The organism is Methanogenium organophilum (assembly GCF_026684035.1).
In the GTDB taxonomy this organism is placed as follows: domain Archaea; phylum Halobacteriota; class Methanomicrobia; order Methanomicrobiales; family Methanomicrobiaceae; genus Methanogenium; species Methanogenium organophilum.
The window spans coordinates 1,366,845-1,386,048 of sequence record NZ_CP113361.1 but is presented as its reverse complement, the minus strand read 5'-3'; the positions used below and the strand labels follow the sequence as shown (position 1 = coordinate 1,386,048).

Annotated in this window: 20 protein-coding genes and 1 other RNA gene; 13 read left to right on the top strand and 8 right to left on the bottom strand. The window is 50.7% G+C overall.

Annotation, left to right across the window (positions count from 1 at the left end):
* Nucleotides 1–10: 10 nt before the first annotated feature.
* The 3 genes from OU421_RS13070 to OU421_RS06920 form a co-directional block, all read right to left on the bottom strand.
* Nucleotides 11–319 carry a GNAT family N-acetyltransferase gene (locus OU421_RS13070; RefSeq protein ID WP_407659798.1) on the bottom strand — a complete coding sequence of 103 codons (309 nt, stop codon included), beginning with the start codon at nt 317–319 and terminating at the stop codon, nt 11–13.
* Nucleotides 320–1,002: 683 nt separating this feature from the next.
* A complete protein-coding gene (locus OU421_RS06925; protein WP_268185343.1) occupies nt 1,003–1,212 on the bottom strand; it encodes a hypothetical protein in 210 nt (69 codons plus the stop codon).
* 729 nt (nt 1,213–1,941) lie between these two features.
* Nucleotides 1,942–2,871, bottom strand: a complete 930-nt coding sequence (locus OU421_RS06920; RefSeq protein WP_268185342.1) for a metallophosphoesterase — start codon at nt 2,869–2,871, stop codon at nt 1,942–1,944.
* Nucleotides 2,872–2,975: 104 nt separating this feature from the next.
* Here OU421_RS06920 and OU421_RS06915 point away from each other — a divergent pair, with 104 nt between their 5' ends.
* The 8 genes from OU421_RS06915 (at nt 2,976) to comE (ending at nt 10,246) form a co-directional block, all read left to right on the top strand.
* Nucleotides 2,976–4,010 (top strand): hypothetical protein, encoded by a 1,035-nt coding sequence (locus OU421_RS06915; RefSeq protein WP_268185341.1) that lies wholly within the window; start codon nt 2,976–2,978, stop codon nt 4,008–4,010.
* A 12-nt stretch (nt 4,011–4,022) separates the two neighbouring features.
* Nucleotides 4,023–4,338: signal recognition particle sRNA (gene ffs / locus OU421_RS06910), an RNA gene on the top strand.
* 12 nt (nt 4,339–4,350) lie between these two features.
* On the top strand, nt 4,351–5,304 hold the full coding sequence (locus OU421_RS06905) for a malate dehydrogenase (protein WP_268185340.1): 954 nt from the start codon (nt 4,351–4,353) through the stop codon (nt 5,302–5,304).
* A 321-nt stretch (nt 5,305–5,625) separates the two neighbouring features.
* A complete protein-coding gene (locus tag OU421_RS06900; RefSeq protein ID WP_268185339.1) occupies nt 5,626–6,405 on the top strand; it encodes an ATP-binding cassette domain-containing protein in 780 nt (259 codons plus the stop codon).
* Entirely contained in the window at nt 6,402–7,109 is a 708-nt protein-coding gene (locus OU421_RS06895) for a GTP-binding protein (RefSeq protein WP_268185338.1), read from the top strand. The genes OU421_RS06900 and OU421_RS06895 overlap by 4 nt, the downstream gene beginning before the upstream one ends.
* Nucleotides 7,110–7,112: 3 nt before the next feature.
* Nucleotides 7,113–7,730 (top strand): (Fe-S)-binding protein, encoded by a 618-nt coding sequence (locus OU421_RS06890; RefSeq protein WP_268185337.1) that lies wholly within the window; start codon nt 7,113–7,115, stop codon nt 7,728–7,730.
* A gap of 127 nt (nt 7,731–7,857) precedes the next feature.
* Nucleotides 7,858–9,132, top strand: a complete 1,275-nt coding sequence (locus OU421_RS06885; protein WP_268185336.1) for a cysteate synthase — start codon at nt 7,858–7,860, stop codon at nt 9,130–9,132.
* Nucleotides 9,125–10,246, top strand: a complete 1,122-nt coding sequence (comE, locus tag OU421_RS06880) for a sulfopyruvate decarboxylase subunit beta (RefSeq protein WP_268185335.1) — start codon at nt 9,125–9,127, stop codon at nt 10,244–10,246. Before OU421_RS06885 ends, comE begins: the two co-directional genes overlap by 8 nt.
* 131 nt (nt 10,247–10,377) lie before the next feature.
* On the opposite strand, the gene OU421_RS06875 is transcribed toward comE, so the two are convergent.
* Nucleotides 10,378–10,779 (bottom strand): hypothetical protein, encoded by a 402-nt coding sequence (locus OU421_RS06875; RefSeq protein WP_268185334.1) that lies wholly within the window; start codon nt 10,777–10,779, stop codon nt 10,378–10,380.
* Between the two features lie 386 nt (nt 10,780–11,165).
* Between OU421_RS06875 and OU421_RS06870 the strand changes: the two genes are divergently transcribed.
* The 3 genes from OU421_RS06870 to OU421_RS06860 all read left to right on the top strand — a co-directional run bounded on the left by OU421_RS06870 (nt 11,166) and on the right by OU421_RS06860 (nt 14,011).
* Nucleotides 11,166–11,723 carry a TATA-box-binding protein gene (locus OU421_RS06870; RefSeq protein WP_268185333.1) on the top strand — a complete coding sequence of 186 codons (558 nt, stop codon included), beginning with the start codon at nt 11,166–11,168 and terminating at the stop codon, nt 11,721–11,723.
* Nucleotides 11,724–12,043: 320 nt separating this feature from the next.
* Entirely contained in the window at nt 12,044–12,676 is a 633-nt protein-coding gene (locus OU421_RS06865; protein WP_268185332.1) for a VOC family protein, read from the top strand.
* A gap of 132 nt (nt 12,677–12,808) precedes the next feature.
* Complete coding sequence (locus OU421_RS06860; RefSeq protein ID WP_268185331.1) at nt 12,809–14,011, top strand: hypothetical protein; 1,203 nt, start codon at nt 12,809–12,811, stop codon at nt 14,009–14,011.
* Between the two features lie 420 nt (nt 14,012–14,431).
* Here the strand turns inward: OU421_RS06860 and OU421_RS06855 are convergent, their stop codons facing one another.
* The 4 genes from OU421_RS06855 to OU421_RS06840 all read right to left on the bottom strand — a co-directional run bounded on the left by OU421_RS06855 (nt 14,432) and on the right by OU421_RS06840 (nt 16,715).
* Nucleotides 14,432–15,415, bottom strand: a complete 984-nt coding sequence (locus OU421_RS06855) for a DUF7544 domain-containing protein (RefSeq protein ID WP_268185330.1) — start codon at nt 15,413–15,415, stop codon at nt 14,432–14,434.
* Nucleotides 15,416–15,638: 223 nt separating this feature from the next.
* Nucleotides 15,639–15,896, bottom strand: coding sequence for an elongation factor 1-beta (locus OU421_RS06850; RefSeq protein WP_268185329.1), 258 nt, complete (start codon nt 15,894–15,896; stop codon nt 15,639–15,641).
* Between the two features lie 3 nt (nt 15,897–15,899).
* The gene (locus OU421_RS06845; protein WP_268185328.1) at nt 15,900–16,061 is read right to left on the bottom strand and encodes a zinc finger domain-containing protein; all 162 of its coding nucleotides are present in this window, start codon (nt 16,059–16,061) and stop codon (nt 15,900–15,902) included.
* Nucleotides 16,062–16,091: 30 nt separating this feature from the next.
* Complete coding sequence (locus tag OU421_RS06840) at nt 16,092–16,715, bottom strand: amino acid kinase family protein (protein ID WP_268185327.1); 624 nt, start codon at nt 16,713–16,715, stop codon at nt 16,092–16,094.
* Nucleotides 16,716–16,830: 115 nt separating this feature from the next.
* Here OU421_RS06840 and OU421_RS06835 point away from each other — a divergent pair, with 115 nt between their 5' ends.
* On the top strand, nt 16,831–18,522 hold the full coding sequence (locus tag OU421_RS06835) for a phospholipase D-like domain-containing protein (protein ID WP_268185326.1): 1,692 nt from the start codon (nt 16,831–16,833) through the stop codon (nt 18,520–18,522).
* A gap of 37 nt (nt 18,523–18,559) precedes the next feature.
* Complete coding sequence (locus OU421_RS06830) at nt 18,560–19,186, top strand: hypothetical protein (RefSeq protein ID WP_268185325.1); 627 nt, start codon at nt 18,560–18,562, stop codon at nt 19,184–19,186.
* Nucleotides 19,187–19,204 lie beyond the last annotated feature (18 nt).

Here is a 19,204-nt window from a genome sequence, read left to right as displayed (position 1 = left end):
ACAAAATGAACTATTTGATCTGTTTATTCACATACACATAATTTCCGTCACCGGCATCCACAAACCCCTGTTTTAACCAGAAACTTCGTGCAGTCGGCCGCACCCGGTCTGCCGTAAGACCTGAATAGACTTCTTTTAGCTTTCCAACCACAAAACTTCCGTAACCCCGTCCCTGAAACTCAGGAAATATATTTATCGAGTATATGGTGATGGTGTCCCCATCAATCAGGCATCGCGCCTTTCCGACTCTGGTGTTCTGAAAAGAGATGTTAACCCAGTCATACTTCGAACGCTGCTTATGACGCGGAACAAACTCTATGCTGACAGTATCTGTGATAGTATCACCTTAAATCAAAACCTGCACGTGCCGCCGGCTATATCCAGATGATTCATCTGTCGGCTATACCCTTCAATTGTCTGATATTTACCATGCCATTTGTCACCTCATTTTCCACTCTCTCTGACTCACTCTTTTTGACCCCTTTTATTTGAGAATCGGAAGCCAACACGTCCATCTTTTTTGCTTCTTTTTCATATCGGAAAAATACGGCATGAAAGCAGGTTATTTGCTTAAAATACGGTTAATTGTGGACTACTGAGCGGCCGCTATTGGAAGGGAATTTTTGGATGATGTATAGACCATCTTCACTGAGAACTGCCCTCTCCGGGCTTCTGTGTGAACATGTTTTCCAAGGCATAGGCCCACAGAATGTCCAATTAAAATACATTTGGCCGGAATTACATGATTTCGTTAAAAATTATACGAATCGTGCATCACACCTGCGCAAGGAGGGATAGGTGCAACCCTCAATTCCAATTTCATCCCTCTCCAAACAGAATACAATATAAATGAACTCAGCAGAATCGGGTCATATACACGAAGAGAACAGACTGTATAGCGGGATATTAGAGGATGCAGTATATGTCAAAGTATTACATCACCCAATTTTGCCAGTTTGAAGTCAATCACCTGCGGAAACTATACGATACTCACCGCACCCCTTATCCCCGGTTCCACTCCCGGACGAGCCGGACATAATACGTTTCACTAACGCTCCCCCGTTGCTCTTTGGAATGGTACACCGCCGTCCCGTCGCCGCAGAGCATGCAGTTCCCCAGAGAGGCAGATGAGCGCTCAAAGTCCCAATAGTCGGGGATGCCCCGGAGCGGGAGTGTGTGTCCTGCCTTCTTTATTCCTACAGTACCACCCATTCCCAACTATGTTCCACTTTGTTTTCCACTCGTTTAGAGCAATTTACGCTAATGAAACAAATATCTGATTGTGGAGAGGCGTTTAATCCAATTTAGTTCCACTTTCCCCCGGATCACACATACACACACACCCGCTACCATCCGCACCGGAAAACAAATCGCTGAATGATATCTGATTTGGGTGGAAAACTCCTGTACTATATGTACATAGATCTATACTACTATCCTCTTTACAAGAATAAACCCCAATATGCCAATTTTTTTGTTTCCACTTTTTGCCAAATATAGGTGGAAACGAGGTGGAAGAGTGGAACCTGACGCATCGCTCCCACCTCCCGTATGCCTGTTGTCATCTGCATTGTTCTGCTACCATTGCGGGAGATTTGCTGTGGAACATTTTTCGGGGATACATTGTCGAGGATACCAGTGTAGGTTGCCCTGCTGCTGGTGTATCCGTGGAACAGCTAATAGATCTGTTTATACAAGAGACCAGGGGCGTCCTGGAAAAGTCGGACAGTGAAAACCTCCAGATTCATCCCTGCGATAGAAGCAGGAGCAGCCGTTCGTTTTTGGTTAACTGCGTCTCCTGCCCACAGAAAATGCGATTTGAGAGATATTATATATATTTAAGAATGCTTTGCTGCAGAACCAGATATTCTGCCTGAAAAGAAAGAAAATGATATCCCACAGTTAAAGGAGGGAAAGAGCAACCGGCGGGTTTGGTTCCCATCACGGCTGCACAACATCGGCCCCATCAATCGGAACAGACGGGTTAATCACCACAATCTCGGGCGGGACATCGAACCGCAGATCCTGCTCGATCATGCTCGAAGACCCGATGCCGCGGGTGATGAAGCACGGCGTCTCCCCACCGGAACAGAACCCCTGCAGATCAACGATGCCCAGCTCCTTGATCAGGTCGAGGCCCGGTGCACTGAACTGCCCGCCGTGCAGGTGGCCGGAGAGGATGATGTCCGCATCCCAGTCGGCACGGGCGCCCGGCTCGTGGATCATATAGATGGTAAAGGCATCCGTCTCCGGCACCTCCGGGGGATCGGACTTGCCTGCCCATGCGTCATCCACACCGACAAGCATGAGTTCTGTTCCCCCGAGGTTCAACAGTTCATACTCATTCTTCATCACATGCACACCGGCGCCTTCAAGGGCTGCGGTGACATCCTCTGCCAGTCCCCAGTCAATCAGCGGATCATCCTGCAGCATCGAGACATCATAGCCCTCCACCGAGAGATCGGCCTCCTGCATCGCAAGCATCTTCGCAGGACCGTTCAGACCGTGAACACCTGCATTATAGTCATGATTGCCAAGAACCGCATAGACCGGTGCGTCGATCTCAGCCCAGACCTGCTGGTAGGCGAGATCGTCATCATCCCCGGTGATAAAATCCCCCCCTATAAGAACCACAGAGGCATTCAGCGCATTGATCTCCTCTGCCACTGAATGCATAAATGCCAGATTCCCGCTCTTGAGGTGCGGGTCTGCAATAAAGACGATATCGTTGGGTGCTCCTTCCATCTCAATAACCGTAATTTCGGCAGACTGGCCCTCATATATCATATATCCTCCCATTCCCATGAGGAGGGAAAGGCCAAAGACCGAGGCAAAGAGATGCGGTGTGTAAGTTCTGAGCCTGTCTTTCATTAAATCCATACAGTTGTTTGAAAACGGAATATAAAGCATTCGGTTTCGTACCAGACAACCCGGCCGCGAACTATTATCAGGAACGGCATACAAATACCTGAATAATGAAATGCCCGGTTTGTGGCGGCTCCTGCCTCGAAAACGCAACAGAAATAATTCTGCAGCGGGAAACAGGCCATCTCCCCTGTCCTTCATGCAGGACCACCATTCTCGATAAACGTTCACCTCCGTCATTTCGCAGAAAAGCGCCATGCCCCGCCTGTGGAAAACGTCCTCTGGACGAGGTCGTGGCAGACTGCTGGACCATTATGGCAGAAGCAGGCGATCTCCCCGCAACGGCCCCCGTCATGGCAGCAGGTATCCCTCTCATCCACCCGGGGGTGGCACTCACTGAACCACCCCACCTGGGAAACGCTTCCATGGTCTTTCTCTCTCGTTCAGTCACCCTGCCAGCTGCCGAACGCATCATGGCAGAGATCCCGGAGATCAAAGGAGTAGTGCACGATACGGGGACGGTCCCCGGCATTGCAGAAATGGAAGCTATCCTTCCTGAATACCATACCCACAAACCCCTTGCCGGGTGCGACGTCAGGGCCAATATCTTTGAAACAGGTGAGGCACCGATCACCGTATTTATGCAGCAGTCCTGTGCGCACATCGAGTATCCCCGGGGGTTTGACCCAAAACTGGTCACCACTGCAACCGAAGTGATACGGCATCAACCTGAGGTCTTTGTCGATGCGGCGTGCGGGGCCGGGACACTCGGCATTACCGCAGGACAATATGACATCCCACAAATCATCATGAACGACGCCTGGGGATATGCGGCATACTGGGCGGCCGTTAATCTGGATATCAACCGCGACGCACTGGGACTGGAGAGCGTAGAGATACATATCACCTACGAGGACGTACAAGGAGCTCCCGTGAGAAAAGAGCCCCTGAAGGCGGCCGATGCATTCGGGGATGGGAAACACTACGAAGTATGGTGGGGTGATATGAACCGCCTCACAGACGTTCTCCCAAAACGAGTGGATCTCACCGTCATCGACCTCTTTGGCAAGGATAACCGGGTCAGGATGGCAGCCGCAATTCGCCAGTGGAAGAAACAGACAGGCGGCGAGGTTTTTATTCCATAAGAACAACACTATACGGGGACTAGCCCGGGTGGTTAGGCGTCACCTGTTGCCCGAAACCGCCGATACGCGGGGGGTGATAGTCCGGAGACGGCTTTGGCGACCTTTCTGAAGCTGCCATATCCTGACTGCGAAGCCTTGTCCCATGAGGTCAATGGCGGGGAATCTGGCTATTCCGTAGGGAATATCCTGCCCCTTGTCGCGGAGACCGGCCGAGGCCCGGAAGGGAGCAGGCTTACCGTGAACATTCGGCGCCCATGGGGGTGCGGGGTGGAGGATGGAGTGGCAGAATACGTCAGGCACGTATTGTCTACTCCGGATATGTCCCTATTCTGGTGTTTTTATGGCAAAAGTAGCAATCATAGGAGCAACCGGCAATGTCGGCCGGTACACTGCTCTTGCAGTTTCATACATTCCATACGTCAGTGAACTGCTGCTGTTTGGACGCCCCGGGAGAGAAGAGGTACTCCACGGTCTCGCATATGACCTCCAGGACTCGTTTGCCGCACGCGGCAGCCAGACAGATGTGAAATTTTCCAGTACCCCAAAGGACCTTGAAGGCTCTGACATCATCATCGTAACATCCGGTGTTCCGCGAAAGGAAGGTCAGGACAGAATTGATCTTGCCCACGAGAATGCACGGATGATCTCTGAGTTTGCCGCTATGGTCGGATGGTATGCACCAGATGCCATTTTATTCATCGTCTCAAACCCGGTCGATGTGATGACCGCGGTAGCGCTGAAATATTCCGGAATGAAACCCGGCCAGGTCATCGGACTCGGAACGCATCTGGACTCGATGCGCCTGAAATGGAATCTCTCCCGGTTCTTTGATGTCCACGTGAGTGAAGTCCATACACGCATCATCGGGGAACATGGGGACTCAATGGTTCCGTTATGGTCGGCAACCACTATCGGAGGCATCTCCATCCAGAACCTCCCTGAGTTCGAAAACCTTCCCGAGGACCGTATCATGGACAATGTCATGAACGCCGGGTCTGCCATAATAAGCCGGATCGGTGCGACTGTATACGGTCCGGGAGATGCAATCGCAACCATTGTGCGTACCATCCTTGGGAATGAGAAACGGGTCCTTACCGTGTCCACCTTCATCAGCAGTGAGATTCACAACATCGGGGATGTCTGCATCGGCACCCCCGCCCTCCTGGACAAAAACGGCGCCAAACCTCTTGCCATCAACATCAGTGAACACGAGGTCGATGAATTCCGGAAATCTGTTGAGAAGGTCCGTGGCATCACCCAGGAAGTAATTGAACGGCTGGATGAAGGCTGCTGAAAGAAACAAAACCCTTTCATTATTTTTTCACGGAACTTTAGATCTCTTTTCTGATGCAGGATGGCCATCTTCAGGTTTTCCGGGATGATTTTATACCGTTAATACGGGATTCACACATGCGAAGGAATCGTCTGCAATGCATATCATCGGGGTCCCTGCGTCTCCATGAAGATATTTTGCAGGAAGTGACAAACGAACTCTTTTAGAATTTAGGGCAAGCATTCCCCAATATGTCAGATTTTTTCAAAATTTATACATATATGGCCAATTAATTGCACCATATTGGACAATCATAATATCCAATAGGTGTTTACTATAGATATGAACTCTGAGACAATCAGGGAGATCACAATTCTGCCCGGAAGGAACCGTTCGGGAGAAACGGAGAACTTTGATGAAATTGTCATACGGCCCGGTGACACAATATCAATAGTCGGACCAACCGGTTCAGGAAAGAGTGCGTTCATAAATGACATTGAAATTTTTGCCGCCAATGACACTGTTACCCGAAGAACCATACTGATAAACGGGGAGCAACCGCCGGAAGAATATATCCGCGACCCTGCAAAAAAGCCGGTGGCACTCATAACCCAGAATACAAAATGCCTTGCGGACCTGAAGGTACGCGAATTTCTTGAGATGCACATAAAGTCACGTGGAATTATTGAGGCAGAAATAGCAGGAAAGACAATTGACCTTGCAAATGAGTTCACAGGCGAAAAAATCCGTCCGGATGTGAAGATGACTGCACTTTCTGGAGGCCAGACCAGATCGCTCATGGTTGCCGATGCAATAATGATCAGCAACACTCCCCTCATTCTTCTTGATGAGGTTGAAAATGCGGGAATCTTCAAAGACAGAGTAATAGAGACCCTGAAAAAGTATAAAAAAGCCCTGATTTTTGTCACCCACGATCCAATGGTATCCCTCATGTCCGACAGGCGAATTGTCATGAAAGATGGCGCGGTACATAAAGTCCTCGAACCAAACGGAAGTGAAAAAAAGGCGCTTGAAAAAGTGATCGAGCTTGACAGAATCATGTACCGGATGCGTGAACAGATCCGTGCAGGGGAAATGATGTGTGACCGGGCATTTACATGAAACTGATCGTCATTGCCGGGCCGCCCTCATGCGGGAAGACCGCCGTTGTAAAACAGATAATCACTAATCTTGGTGATTCCCAAAAAATCGCATACCTTAAAATTGATGTCACACGGGCATTTGAAGATGAGGAACTGAAACAGGAATTCGGCATCCCGACAAAGAAAGTCTACTCGGGGGATCTCTGTCCCGATCATGCAAGTGTCATGGTTATGAAAGATGCAATCGGATGGGCAAAGGAAGAACAGGCGGACATCCTTATTGTCGAGAGCGCCGGACTCTGCCTGAGGTGTTCTCCCTATACCACACAATCACTGGGCATTGTCGTGACCAGCGCGGTTAACGGCATAAACACACCCCTGAAGATGGCGCCGATGATAGCCCTTGCCGATATGGCGGTCGTTACACGGATTGATCTGGTGTCACAGGCCGAAAAAGAGGTATTCCGTGAGCGTATCAGGGAAGTGAACGGGGATCTCGACATCATCGAAGCCAACGCCGTGCAGGGAACAGGAATGCGGTATCTCCTGCGTGCAATTGAAGAGTACCCGGAAATCAACAACCCCGACACGATTACGCTCAGGGGCGCCCCGCCACTTGGGGTGTGCACGATCTGCATTGGCAAGACCGATATCGGATGGCAAAACCATTTCGGCGTGATCAGAAAACTTGACGGGGCGGATTACCTCTATCGGGGGGATTAAAGTATGGACTGGACACCCCCGGGAAAAGACTGTGGTGCATGCGGTGCGAAGTCATGTGCAGATTTTCTTGCGTATATCGAAGAGGGGAAAAAATCATACGGGGACTGCCCATTCTACACTCCATGCGAATCTGGAAACAAAAACACCCATGATGCAATATATTCCGGTTCTGACATCCATGGGACGCCATATGATTTCATCCTTGAACCTCTTCCGGGCGAAGTTTCAGCCAGGAAAATAATTGTTCCGTTCCGGCCGGATCTTGTTGAAAAGTGGGATATTAAAGAAGGGGACATCGTGGTTGGCAGGCCGATGGGTGCCGGATGTCCGGTTCAGCATGTCCTGAAAGTGATTGACGCGTCCCCCGTCACCGGGGTAATAACCACCCACGTGGTTGGTCCGCAATTCTCACGGGGACGGGAATACAAAGATCTCGAAGCATACCACATAAGCGGGTTTGAAGGCATTGCAAAAACAGTAAACCATGAACCTGTGTTTGGCAAAAGACAGACATTCCTGCCGGGATTCTGTATGATGTATCTCGCTCACACAGGTGTTGTAAATATGATCCTGAACAAGTCGTCAGGGATGCACATCCGGGTGGAGGATATACGCCTTTGAAATCAATCAGAGCAAAGGATTTAGCGGTTCCCGCAATACACAGGCAGTCCGGGTGGATGAGAGCAGAAGAGCACCGCTCTGAACAAAAAAACAGGATATGTAACGAAAATCTTCAGATGTGATGAATATGACGGAAAAATATACACTCAAATGCCCGGACTGCAGTGAAGAAATCCCTGACAGGTACACAAATGTATGCCCCACGGGGTGCACCGGCCTTATCAGGGCGTACTACTGGAAAAAACAACTGGACATCCAGCCGCTTCCGGGAATCTTCAGGTTCTCCGACTGGCTTCCGGTAGAAGGTCACCTACCGTCCGATGCCGGGCCAATCACCTACAAAAGCGAAGCACTGGCACAGGAACTGGGACTCTCAAACCTCTACATTGGTTTTTCGGGTTACTGGCCGGAGCGTGGTGCAGCAATTGAGTCATGCTCGTTCAAGGAACTGGAAGCCCTGCCGACTACCGTCCGGATGAAAGAAAAAGGGCACGGCATTCTTCAGATATCTTCGGCCGGAAATACCGGACGGGCATTCTGTCAGGTTTCAGCGCTTACCGGCGCTCCGGTGGTGGTTGTGGTGCCCGAATCATCGAAAGAACGGCTCTGGACGACCACACCTGCAGAAAATGTCTGCCTGATCACCGTGGAGGGGGATTATACCGATTCGATTGAATTCGGGAACGCAATCTGCTCCATACCGGGAATTGTCGCTGAAGGCGGCGCACGCAATGTCGCCCGCAGGGACGGCATGGGAACAGTGATGCTGGACGGTGCGGTTACAGCAGGAAGGCTGCCGGACTACTATTTCCAGGCTGTAGGAAGCGGAACAGGGGGCATTGCCGCATGGGAGGCCTCGATGCGTCTTGTCGGTGACGGGAGGTTTGGAACAATCCTGCCACACCTGTATCTTACACAAAACGAACCATTTGTTCCTATGATGAAAGCCTGGCAGGAAGGCAGAAGGGAAATACTTCCTGAAACCGACATGGCGGATGCCCGTCGGGCAATCAGTCAGGTCTATGCCGATGTCCTTACCAACCGCCATCCCCCCTACTCAGTGAAGGGAGGTGTGTATGATGCACTGTCCGCAACGGGAGGCACGATGGACGGGATAACAAATGTTCAGGCAAAGGAAGCCGAGAAAATATTTATTGATGCAGAAGAGATCGATCCCGACCCGGCGGCATCTGTCTGTGTGGCATCGTTGATAAAGGCCGTTGAAACGGGTACTGTCGGGAAGGATGATTACATCCTTCTCAACATCGCAGGCGGTGGATACAAACGCGTAGCCGAAGATAAGAACCGTTTCCCTGTGGAACCCATGTTCAGCGTGAAGGGAGGCAGCCCGGTTGAGGAAATCAGGAGTGAAATCGACACATGGGTGAATGGCCATGCCTGAAGAACAGGTGCTCTCCATCCTCAAGGAAGAGGGAGTGGATATTACCGTAATTCTTCCGTGCGACAGGACAAAAGACTTCTGTTCCCTTCTGGAGGCATATTCTGAGACCATTACCATTATGCGGGAGGAAGACGGAGTCGGACTCTGTGCAGGCCTCTGTCTTGCCGGAAAAAAACCGGTGATGCACATCCAGAGTTCCGGCCTCGGAAATATGCTCAACGCTATCATGTCTCTGACTGTTCTTTACAATTTGCCGCTTCCCATCCTTGCAAGCTGGAGAGGGGTCTACGAGGAGAAGATCCCTGCCCAGGTGTCCTTCAACATACATATTCCAGGTCTCCTGGATGAACTGGAAATTCCATACACCGTCATCTCTGATGTTTCTGAACTCGACAGCGTCAGGGATGTAATCAGGGATTCCTATACCAATTCACGTCCGCATGTGGCGCTTATTGTCCCAAAAGTCTGGGAATTCAGCCGGTGTTCTGTTGAAAAAGCCGAATTCCCCTCCCGGCAGCGTGATGTTGAACTCACATACAAACGAAGATTCCGGAATCCTGTCATGAGGCGGGCGGACGCCATCAACATCATCGCAGAACTGCTGGATGATGAGTGCGTTGTTTCAAACATCGGTGTGCCGGGAAAGGAACTCTACGCCGCAACAGACAGGAATAAAAACTTCTACATGCTTGGGAGCTATACGCAGGCATCGCCGCTGGGGTTTGGAATCAGCCTCGGAACAAAACGCGGTGTCGTGGTTCTTGACGGAGACGGAAGTCTTCTGGGAACAGCAATTCTGCCGGTTGTCGCTGCAGAAAACCCTACAAATCTGACCATCGTCTGTCTTGATAACGGCGCATTCGGGAGTACCGGCAACCAGATGACACATGCCTGGGGTGGCGTTGATATGGAACTGTATGCCATTACCGCAGGGATCACAAATACCCAAAAAGTTCACACCGCAGATGAACTGAAACAGGTATGGCAAAACAGAGGGGACGGACCATGCTTCATTCATATTCTCCTGAAACCGGGAAATTCTGACGCAAAGAACATCCCGCTCTCTCCGATTGAGATTAAGGAGAGATTTATGGATTCGGTCAATGTGATTTAAAATTGTTCATGAAGACGGGCAGGTGATGGAAATTTCCAAAACCCAAAATACTCCCCAGCCACAAAAAATTTCAACATCATTCAGTTTTAAAAAATGGGTTTCATATCATTCAGGACTGGAAGACACCAATATTAATGAACATTCAGCATAACACCAACATGTTTCAGTTTATATGTCAACAGATCCATCAGATCCTCAAGATCCCGGCATGACCCGATCTCTCCCGCATTCAATACCAGATTCAAAGAATGATTCGAACTCTTAAAAACAGCCGGAAGGGGGACTGCCACCGCAGGGTATTTCTTTGACATTTCATCCCGGTGCAGGAATTCAACCCTGAAGTCAAGCCCCATTAAAAATTTCTTCCATTCCCGTTTCATCCCCGTACTTCCGTAGGTAAGTGCACGCAGAGGGCAATCATACGGAGACGGAGAAACAGCTTTATGGAAATAATCCTTTAATTCGCTGAAAATATCGCTGTCCACATTATAGACAAAAAACAGGATATCTTTTCTATGCCCGCTCTCTTCCATGACCTAAGATGTCAGATAAATAATATAAATTGATCCTGAAACATCACCCAGAGGACATATGCAAGGCAACCTCCTCCATACCCTGAGATCACAGAAAATCTCTATCGTAAATACTTATAGAAAACAATGCCGGAAAAGAACACCAATTCAGACACCCGTGACAAAATTATATCCACGGAGACGGATGAAGCACCTCAAATATCTTTTCTCCCCGTACTTCCCGTGTATGCACGCCTCACCAAAGATCAGGATAGCAGTCCGGAGATTTGTCCACCCGATTCGTTGAGTAAATACCCACAGATCTCCATCTGAAACCATTCATGCTCAACCCAAGGATAAAATGATTGGCCAATTGTTATCGTATTAGAATCAATACAAAGAGGGCAATGGATGTTGAAGGTCTATATGATTCACTGAAAATTGAAAATATCGTCGCTTCCGGGCGCATCGCAGAAGCGTTGGATATTGAATATCTTTCCGGTGTACTGGATGGGTGCGTCCTCAATAAGAAAAAATTCCCCGGGGCTGTGTATCACATGAAAACCCCTGAAATTGCACTCCTGCTCTTCTCATCGGGGAAGATCGTTATGACCGGCATATCAAATAAGGATGAATTTCAGGAAGGACTTTCCGCCATTATCAGCCAGTTGCAGCACCATGGCATTGAGACTCTTGCATCGCCGGATGTAGTCATATCAAATATGGTATGCTCCTATGACAGCGGGGATTTTATCAATCTCAATAAAGTGGTGCTCACACTCAGCCATGAAAGCGTTGAATATGAGCCGGAACAGTTCCCAGGACTTGTATACCGGATAGATGATCCAAAAGTGGTGGCATTACTGTTCTCGTCCGGTAAATTCATCCTAACGGGGGCAAAGAATCTGGATGATGTGAAATTGTCCATTGATTATCTGAGTGACAGACTGCGGCAGATTCGATAACTGTGGCATGTAATGTCCTATGGGGGAGTGTTCGGCACATCCATCAGAACCACTCTATCCCATAAATCCAGAATATATGTAATATTTTTTGGCGTATTATTATGTGTGTTCATGAGGTTGACACAAACCCTCTGAAATATATTATACTCTATTTACAGCCCCCTTTCCAATCATCCTGCTCAGAATTGTTCCAGCCGCATGCATTCCCGAAATTTTTGGCATTCCCTTGTCCACATATTTTCTGCATGCCCGGTGAGGGAAAACAGTATAAAGAACAGATGCGCTATTCTTTCGCTGACCTACAAAGGAGATGATGATAAATGGGTATTCTGTCGCCCCTGCTTGCCGCACGAAATATGAAGAAAACGATTGAATTCTACACCAAATCCCTCGGGTTTGAGATGGGCATGCTCTTTCCCAACGTTGATCAACCCGAGTATGCTGACCTCTCAAAGGATGGAATGGTGCTGATGTTTATCCCGGCTGAGGAACACGGAATCAACGCTACGGAAAAGTTCGGCACCGGTGTAATCCTCTATATGAACATTGACGGGGATATCGACGAATATTATCAGGAACTAAAGGAGAACAATGTCAATATCACGGAAGATATTAAAGACGAACCCTATGGTGTCCGTGATTTTACCATCGAGGATACTGACGGATACCATCTTGCATTCACCAAAGTCACTGCCAGACAATGCCAGAGCTGCGGCATGCCGATGAATAAACCGGAGGATTTCGGCGGCGGAAATCCGGCAAGTCCCTATTGTGTGCACTGCACAAATAACGACAGCAGCCTGAAGAGCTTTGATGAAGTGCAGAAGGGGATGGTTAATTTTCTTATGGAATCACAGAATATGGCCCAGGATGCTGCGGAGTTAAAAGCAGAAACGTATCTTGCGGGGATGCCGGCATGGGCGGGGAAATTTGGTGAGAAAAAGATTCAATAATCCTTTGAGAGAGGTAGTGCCACCGACATATTTGTCTCATATGAGAAGATCTTTGAATGAGGGTCTGGCAAAATCTCCTGTTGAAAAATATATCAAATACATTCATGGTCAGGTATCAATATAGAATCAGCCATGCAGGTTCCGGTACAACACTCCATATACCATACGTCTGTTCTTCTGCTCTCGACAATCGCACTCTTTGCCGTGGTGTGCGGAGGTGTTGCGGCAGCTGTGTGCCCCTTATCATCCACTGCTCTGTTAAATGACAACTCCACCGCCGGGATATGGCTGCCCGGGCTTAATGCACCACCCACAAATGAACAGCAAATATATCCCGATAATTCTTACGGAGAACATTGCACTGCGGAAATTACACGGATATTTGCCGGCATAATATACCCTGTCATGGTGCATAAGTCAGGAACTGAAGAGCGGTTCACCTTCATCTCAAATACAATGCCTGATGAACCCGGCATCACATATCACCGCACAGCAGTCTTCCGGCCAGCCAATTCACCTTCGCTTTCGAGTGGCAATGCATCCTCGATGCAGAATACCCGTCCCACCACGGTCACCACTACCGAAAACCGGGATATCACAGACACGGCCCCCCATAACAGCGGAAATAGCAGCAGTGAAATTGCGCAGGACCCCTGGATTGAAATCGACCCAATAGGAACGGCACACAAAAATACCATCCAGGTGTCAGGAACTACCAACCTTCCCGATGGAGAGATAATTGGTGTGGCCGCGATGACCACCATGAACCATCCTTCCGGAAAATACTCTGATCATTCTCACGAGATAGCAGAAACAAATACTATCGTTCAATGGACAGACCTCACGATAGGCAGGTATTTCTGCAGTATCAATGCATCACTGCTCAGTCCCGGAGAATATTTCATAGAGGTGTGGCCCTCCAATGAACGATACAACATCAAGACAATACAGGTGTTCAATCTCATGCCGGAACCGTCGCCAACTCCCCGGCCTGTAAATATCATTGACTGGGAACATCTTCAGCTGCCGCCACTTACCGTGAACCAATCGATGGAACCGGTCCTTTTGACGCATGCTGTCATGGTGGTCCCGGCAGACGAACGAACACAGAGGTATGAGATCCCATATGGGGCAGTCATGCTCCTTTCCACGGACGGGGTATTTCGGATTTTTGACAGTGATGGCATCCAGATTGATGCCTTCTATGACTCACATGCAATGCATATTACTGAACTGCCAAACGATGCCAGAGTGAGACACGGAGAACATATAACAACCGTAGACATTGGCAATGAACGAATTCTCACCAGAATATATGAGGCAGATATCGTCTAACATCACGGTAGATATCACACCATTTTTGTTACCCGGGACAAATTTGTGCTCCCATCAGTGCAAATCAGGAAAGATTAGCCAATGGCACACGGGAAATAATGTTCATAAATCTCAGGAACCTGCCCCTCGTTATCCCTGTTGCCAGTCTCATCACAGTCTCCTGTTGGATGTATGTTTATCATTTTCCCACCGCAAATGCATTGATCAACAGTACGGCGATGAGGATTGCAATTCCAAAGCCAGGTGTATCTCCTCTCCCATAGTCAGTACCGTTTCCAGTGTTGACTGCCGGGGGTGGGAAAGAGAAGTCCTGAGTATCAGAGCAGGGGATTAGGAAAACGCTCCTTCCACCACGTTGACCACCGCCTTTTTTCTGTGTCTGGAAAATCTCCACATATCACTGTGCCAACCGGCCCCTGATCACACGGCGGGCTCATCCATGGATTCGTTTGGGAGAAGGGCGTACTTCTCGCTTATTCTCCCCAGTACCTGGAGGGAGTAGTAGCGGAAGAAGGTGACGAAGGGCACTTCGATCAGCAGCGTTACCGGGATCACAATCACAACGAAGGGGATGAGCAGGAGGAGGAGGAGCATGATATTCATCAGCTTGAAGACCGTCGCGAGTACAACCCCGATGATCACGAAAGGTATACCGATGATGATTACGGCGATCAGGACGGCGATGAACAGGAGAATAGCTGCGGCAATCCCAAGCACAAATTTCACAAGTACGTAGACGACCGCCTGCTTCCACTCGGGTGCGAAGATGGCGATGACCTGCCGCCATGCCGCGATCACACCGCAGTCATCCCGGATCATGACGGGAACAACAAAGTCGGTGGTGAAAATCGCAATGAGGGCCAGCGGGATGAGTAGCACCAGTATAAGAAGGACAAACATCAGCACCGTGCCGATCACCAGAGCGTCCCCCGGCGGCGTCCCGTCCATAACCGGCAGGAAGAATATGAGAGCCAAAACGGCGATGATAAGGAGGAAAATTAGGCCGATGCCGATGTTGAAGAGCAGCAGGCGAACACCCTTGCCGCTGCGTTCTTTAAATGTCCGGGTAAGCAGGATCCGGCCACTCGTGAGGCAGTCAACAAAGACGAACTGGAGGACCGATCCGATGAACATCCAGATGAGCGCCAGCAGCAGGACCACACCCACGATGATCAGGATGATGCCGATATTATCCATCCCGAGGTCCGGGAGACTGCCGGGGGCAAGGCCGGTGTCGGAGACGTCACCATAGGAGCTGCCAGGGAAATTGAACCCGCCCCCGCCGATGAAAAGGGCAATGAGGGCAATACGGAACCAGACTCCCCACTGAAACGGCCAGAGGAGATTTTTGGTCCGGTCGACCGCACCGGATATCTCGCTGAACGCATAGTAATCATCCGACATACATATGAGGTGTGACAACTTTCCTGATAACCCTTTCCCGGTGGAAACAAGAGAGATCCGCTCTCCGAAAATGGGTGTCAATACCCGTTACAAGTAGTTCAGACATATGGCTGAATACTGATTTGATAATTACTCAGTTTCGTGTACAGCATATCTCGGAAAATGCAGAATAGACAAAACCTGCGCCCTGCAGGAAAAAATGATAAGAACAGATACTCTGTTCTCAGGTAAGAGTTACAGAGACAATCTCGGCAGACTCAACACCCTCAAGGCCGCGGAGTGTTGCCTCAGCTTCTTCGGTGCTCCCTTCAGCGTCCGGGACAACGATTGCAGCTTTCAGGCTGGAGAGGCCAAAGCCGATAGGCTCGACAACCAGGTCCTGTGTTCCGGGAAGCTTTTCCTTGATTAATGCCTGCAGAGCATCGAGGTCAACCTCAGGTGAAGTGGGCATAATCTTGATAATTACCGCTACGTCACCCATACTTCAGGGCCCCATGAATCCGCATTTCTTGCATTCGTATGGAATACTCTGGTGCCGGCAGTCGTGGCACCGGTATATGATTTCCCCACACTTTGGGCAGGGGAACTTTGTCCAGCCCTCATTTGCGAGCGGGACATTACAGGAGGTACACTTCTCTGTTGCCATAATTAACTCATTAATTCGGCATCAAAACTATTAAAGATGTGGATTGGAATAGGTGCCAAGGGGTCTCCCCCCCGCAAGGAACATACGGATACGTTCCGGTTTGCGGCCGTTCACAATCGCCCAGCGGATACCGGAAACACGGGCAAAGGGGAGGAATGCAGAATCCACCACGTCTGTTACCGCCGTTCCTGTCTCTAGAACCTGGGGGATCGCTTCACAGACCTCCCCCCCGCAGAGAATGCCATCCACTGACTTCAGAAGCAGAAGCGGGGCATTTCGCGATGATGCAACCCAGGCAGCGATGGTATCAGACGTCACATCCCACGAATGCGGCAGGGGATCAGCCTCGCGCATCACCCGGTACGGCAGCAGGACAGAAACACCTTCCACCGGAGAATACCATTCTTCCACTGGCGTTGCTCCTGCCGCCACCCATAGCCAGGCTGTCTCTTCCATCGCACAGACGGCCATCCAGTGCGCAGGTGACCCTTCAGCACCACTCTGCCGCACGGCATCGGCGAAGAGCCCCCCGCCCGGGACGACCAGGAGGTCACGCCCGGATGATTCCAGCAGGGCATACAGTGCAGGAATCTCTGTGATAAGGCTCCCCCCTGCCTTGACAACCAGAATCTCTGTTCTCTTTTCTTCTGCCACATCCATCAGTAATCAGATATACCATCATCATCCGGAGGTATAAGGCGTTCGTCGTAGGATACACTGACAAATACAATGCGGAAAGGGTATCTCCCGGCCCGTGCATCTCTCAGATATGCGCACCCTCCCTCTTCTCATTATACTGTTACTTCTCTGCTGCAGCACGGCCACCGCAGCATTCACGATAACCGGGGTCTGCCCGGACACCTGGTACAAGGGAGAGGGGGATGAATATATCATCATCACGGGTACCGGAAGTCTCACCGGGGTATCAGTATCAGACGGAGAGGGAAGCGCACGATTTCCGGACGGTGAACGGGCAGACGGGAACATTGTCGTGGCACAGCAGGCAGAGGCTTACCGCACCGTCCACGGGGTATATCCGGATTATGAATGGTATGACTCCACACCCGCCGTGCCGGATCTTATCCGCACCGGCACCCTGAAACTGGGCAACAGCGGTGATGAAGTGATCCTGCGGAAAGGGAGAACGGAGACCTGCCGGGTCACCTGGCCGGGAGATGTCGTCTGCCGGGAAGGGCAGGTGCATTACTTTGAAGATGGAGTCTGGGACCCCCGCCCCCTGATGATTGGTCAGTCGCGATTTGCCCCCGTCACCTTCACCGGCGTTTCCGGGACGGCGTTTGCAGCGCCGGATGCATCCCGGGAGATGCTGTTACACACCATCCGTCTCGCAGAGGATGAACTGCTCATCAATGTCTATGAATTTGCAGACCCCGGCATCGCCGCTGACGTGGCCGCCGCACGGGATGACGGTGTTACTGTCACCCTGCTTCTGGAAGGAGGGCCGGTCGGGGGCATCAGTGCAGAAGAAACGGAGGTCGCTGCATATCTCCGAAACACCGGCGCTGCAGTATATACCATGGAGACGACCGATGCCGCCCATGCCCGCTACCGGTATGACCATGCCAAGTATCTCATCGCCGACCGCGAGGCGGTGCTCGTGGTCTCTGAAAATTTCAAGGCGAGCGGATTTCCTGAGAGAGGGGATACCGGAAACCGGGGGTGGGGTGTCCTGATTACTGACCCACGGGTAGCAGACTACTTTGCAGATGTCTTCACGGCAGACGTCGGAGGAGAAGATATTGTGCCATTTACGCCAGTCGGTACCCTTTCGGATTCGGATGACAAATCAGGAGTACCCTATCAGCCGGATTTTGGCACACAATCCTTTAGCGGAGCGACCGTGACTCCTGTTTTTGCACCGGACACTGCATCCCTCATTCCGGCACTCATCAAAGGAGCAGAGCAGAGCGTTGACATCCAGCAGGCGTACATCAGCAACTGGACAAAGAACGCTCCCAACCCATACCTCGAAGCGGCTGTGGACGCAGCCCGCCGGGGGGTTACGGTCCGAATCATCCTTGACAGTTACTGGTTCAATACCGAAGGGGAGAACGACAATGATGAGATGGCTGCTCGCATTAATGCTGTTGCTGCCGCAGAGAATCTGCCGCTGGAGGCACGACTTGCCTGTCTCGGGCCGGGATACCCGGAGAAGGTCCACAACAAGGGTGTCATCGTAGATGGCGATGCGGTGCTCATCTCATCCATCAACTGGAACGAAAATTCACCCTCATTCAACCGGGAGGCGGGCGTCATCATCGAAGACGACGAAGTAGGGACATACTTCAGCGAGGTCTTCACTGCAGACTGGGTGGACGCAGGTCCAATTTCGGATGACGAAGGAAATCCTGTTGACGACACCCGTCTCCGCCAAGAGATCGCGGCAGGGGTTGTCGGGCTCTTTTGCATTGGGTATATCATCCGACGCTGGCGACGCTAAAGGCGATTATTTAACAGAAGAGGAGAGAAGAGATAGTATGAACAACAGGCGGGAGGATGCCGTCACCGGTGCGGATCTGGTGATCGCCTTCATTGTGGTACTTGGCGTCCTGTTTGTCATCCACATCCTGCTGGGCTCCCCCTTTACCGCAGACCATGATGAGGGAGCCATTCCTCAGAACATCGAAGCTTCTGCAGATGCACTCATCACAGACGGTGACGTCTACGGCTTTGCCGACACCGGCGGACCATATGAAGGAGTCACCGTGGCAGAAGGCCTGACGAACCCGGATACCATGGGCGCGGTCTCACTCTCCCTGCGCCTTATGGAGGGAGAGATGGGCGGGGTTGATATGGAGTCAGCAGACGTGCGGATCTCCTGGAACGAGCACATCGAGGGGCTCCGGTATTCCGGAAATATGCCGCTTCAGCGTCCAAACTGGACGGTTGCATCCAGAACCCACGTACAGGCAGGGGAGCAGGCCGATAACGACTTCATCATTGAGCCGGGAGAGATATTCACCATTCTCGTGTATCCTTCTGCTGGACTCACCCCTGAAACGGCTTTCTCAATTCAGGTGCAGGCCGGCAAAGGTGAGCCCTTTACCATCACCCGGAAGGTGCCAGGAACCATCAAACCCGTGATGGACTTAAACACACTCTGATTTTTTTCCGGCCGGACG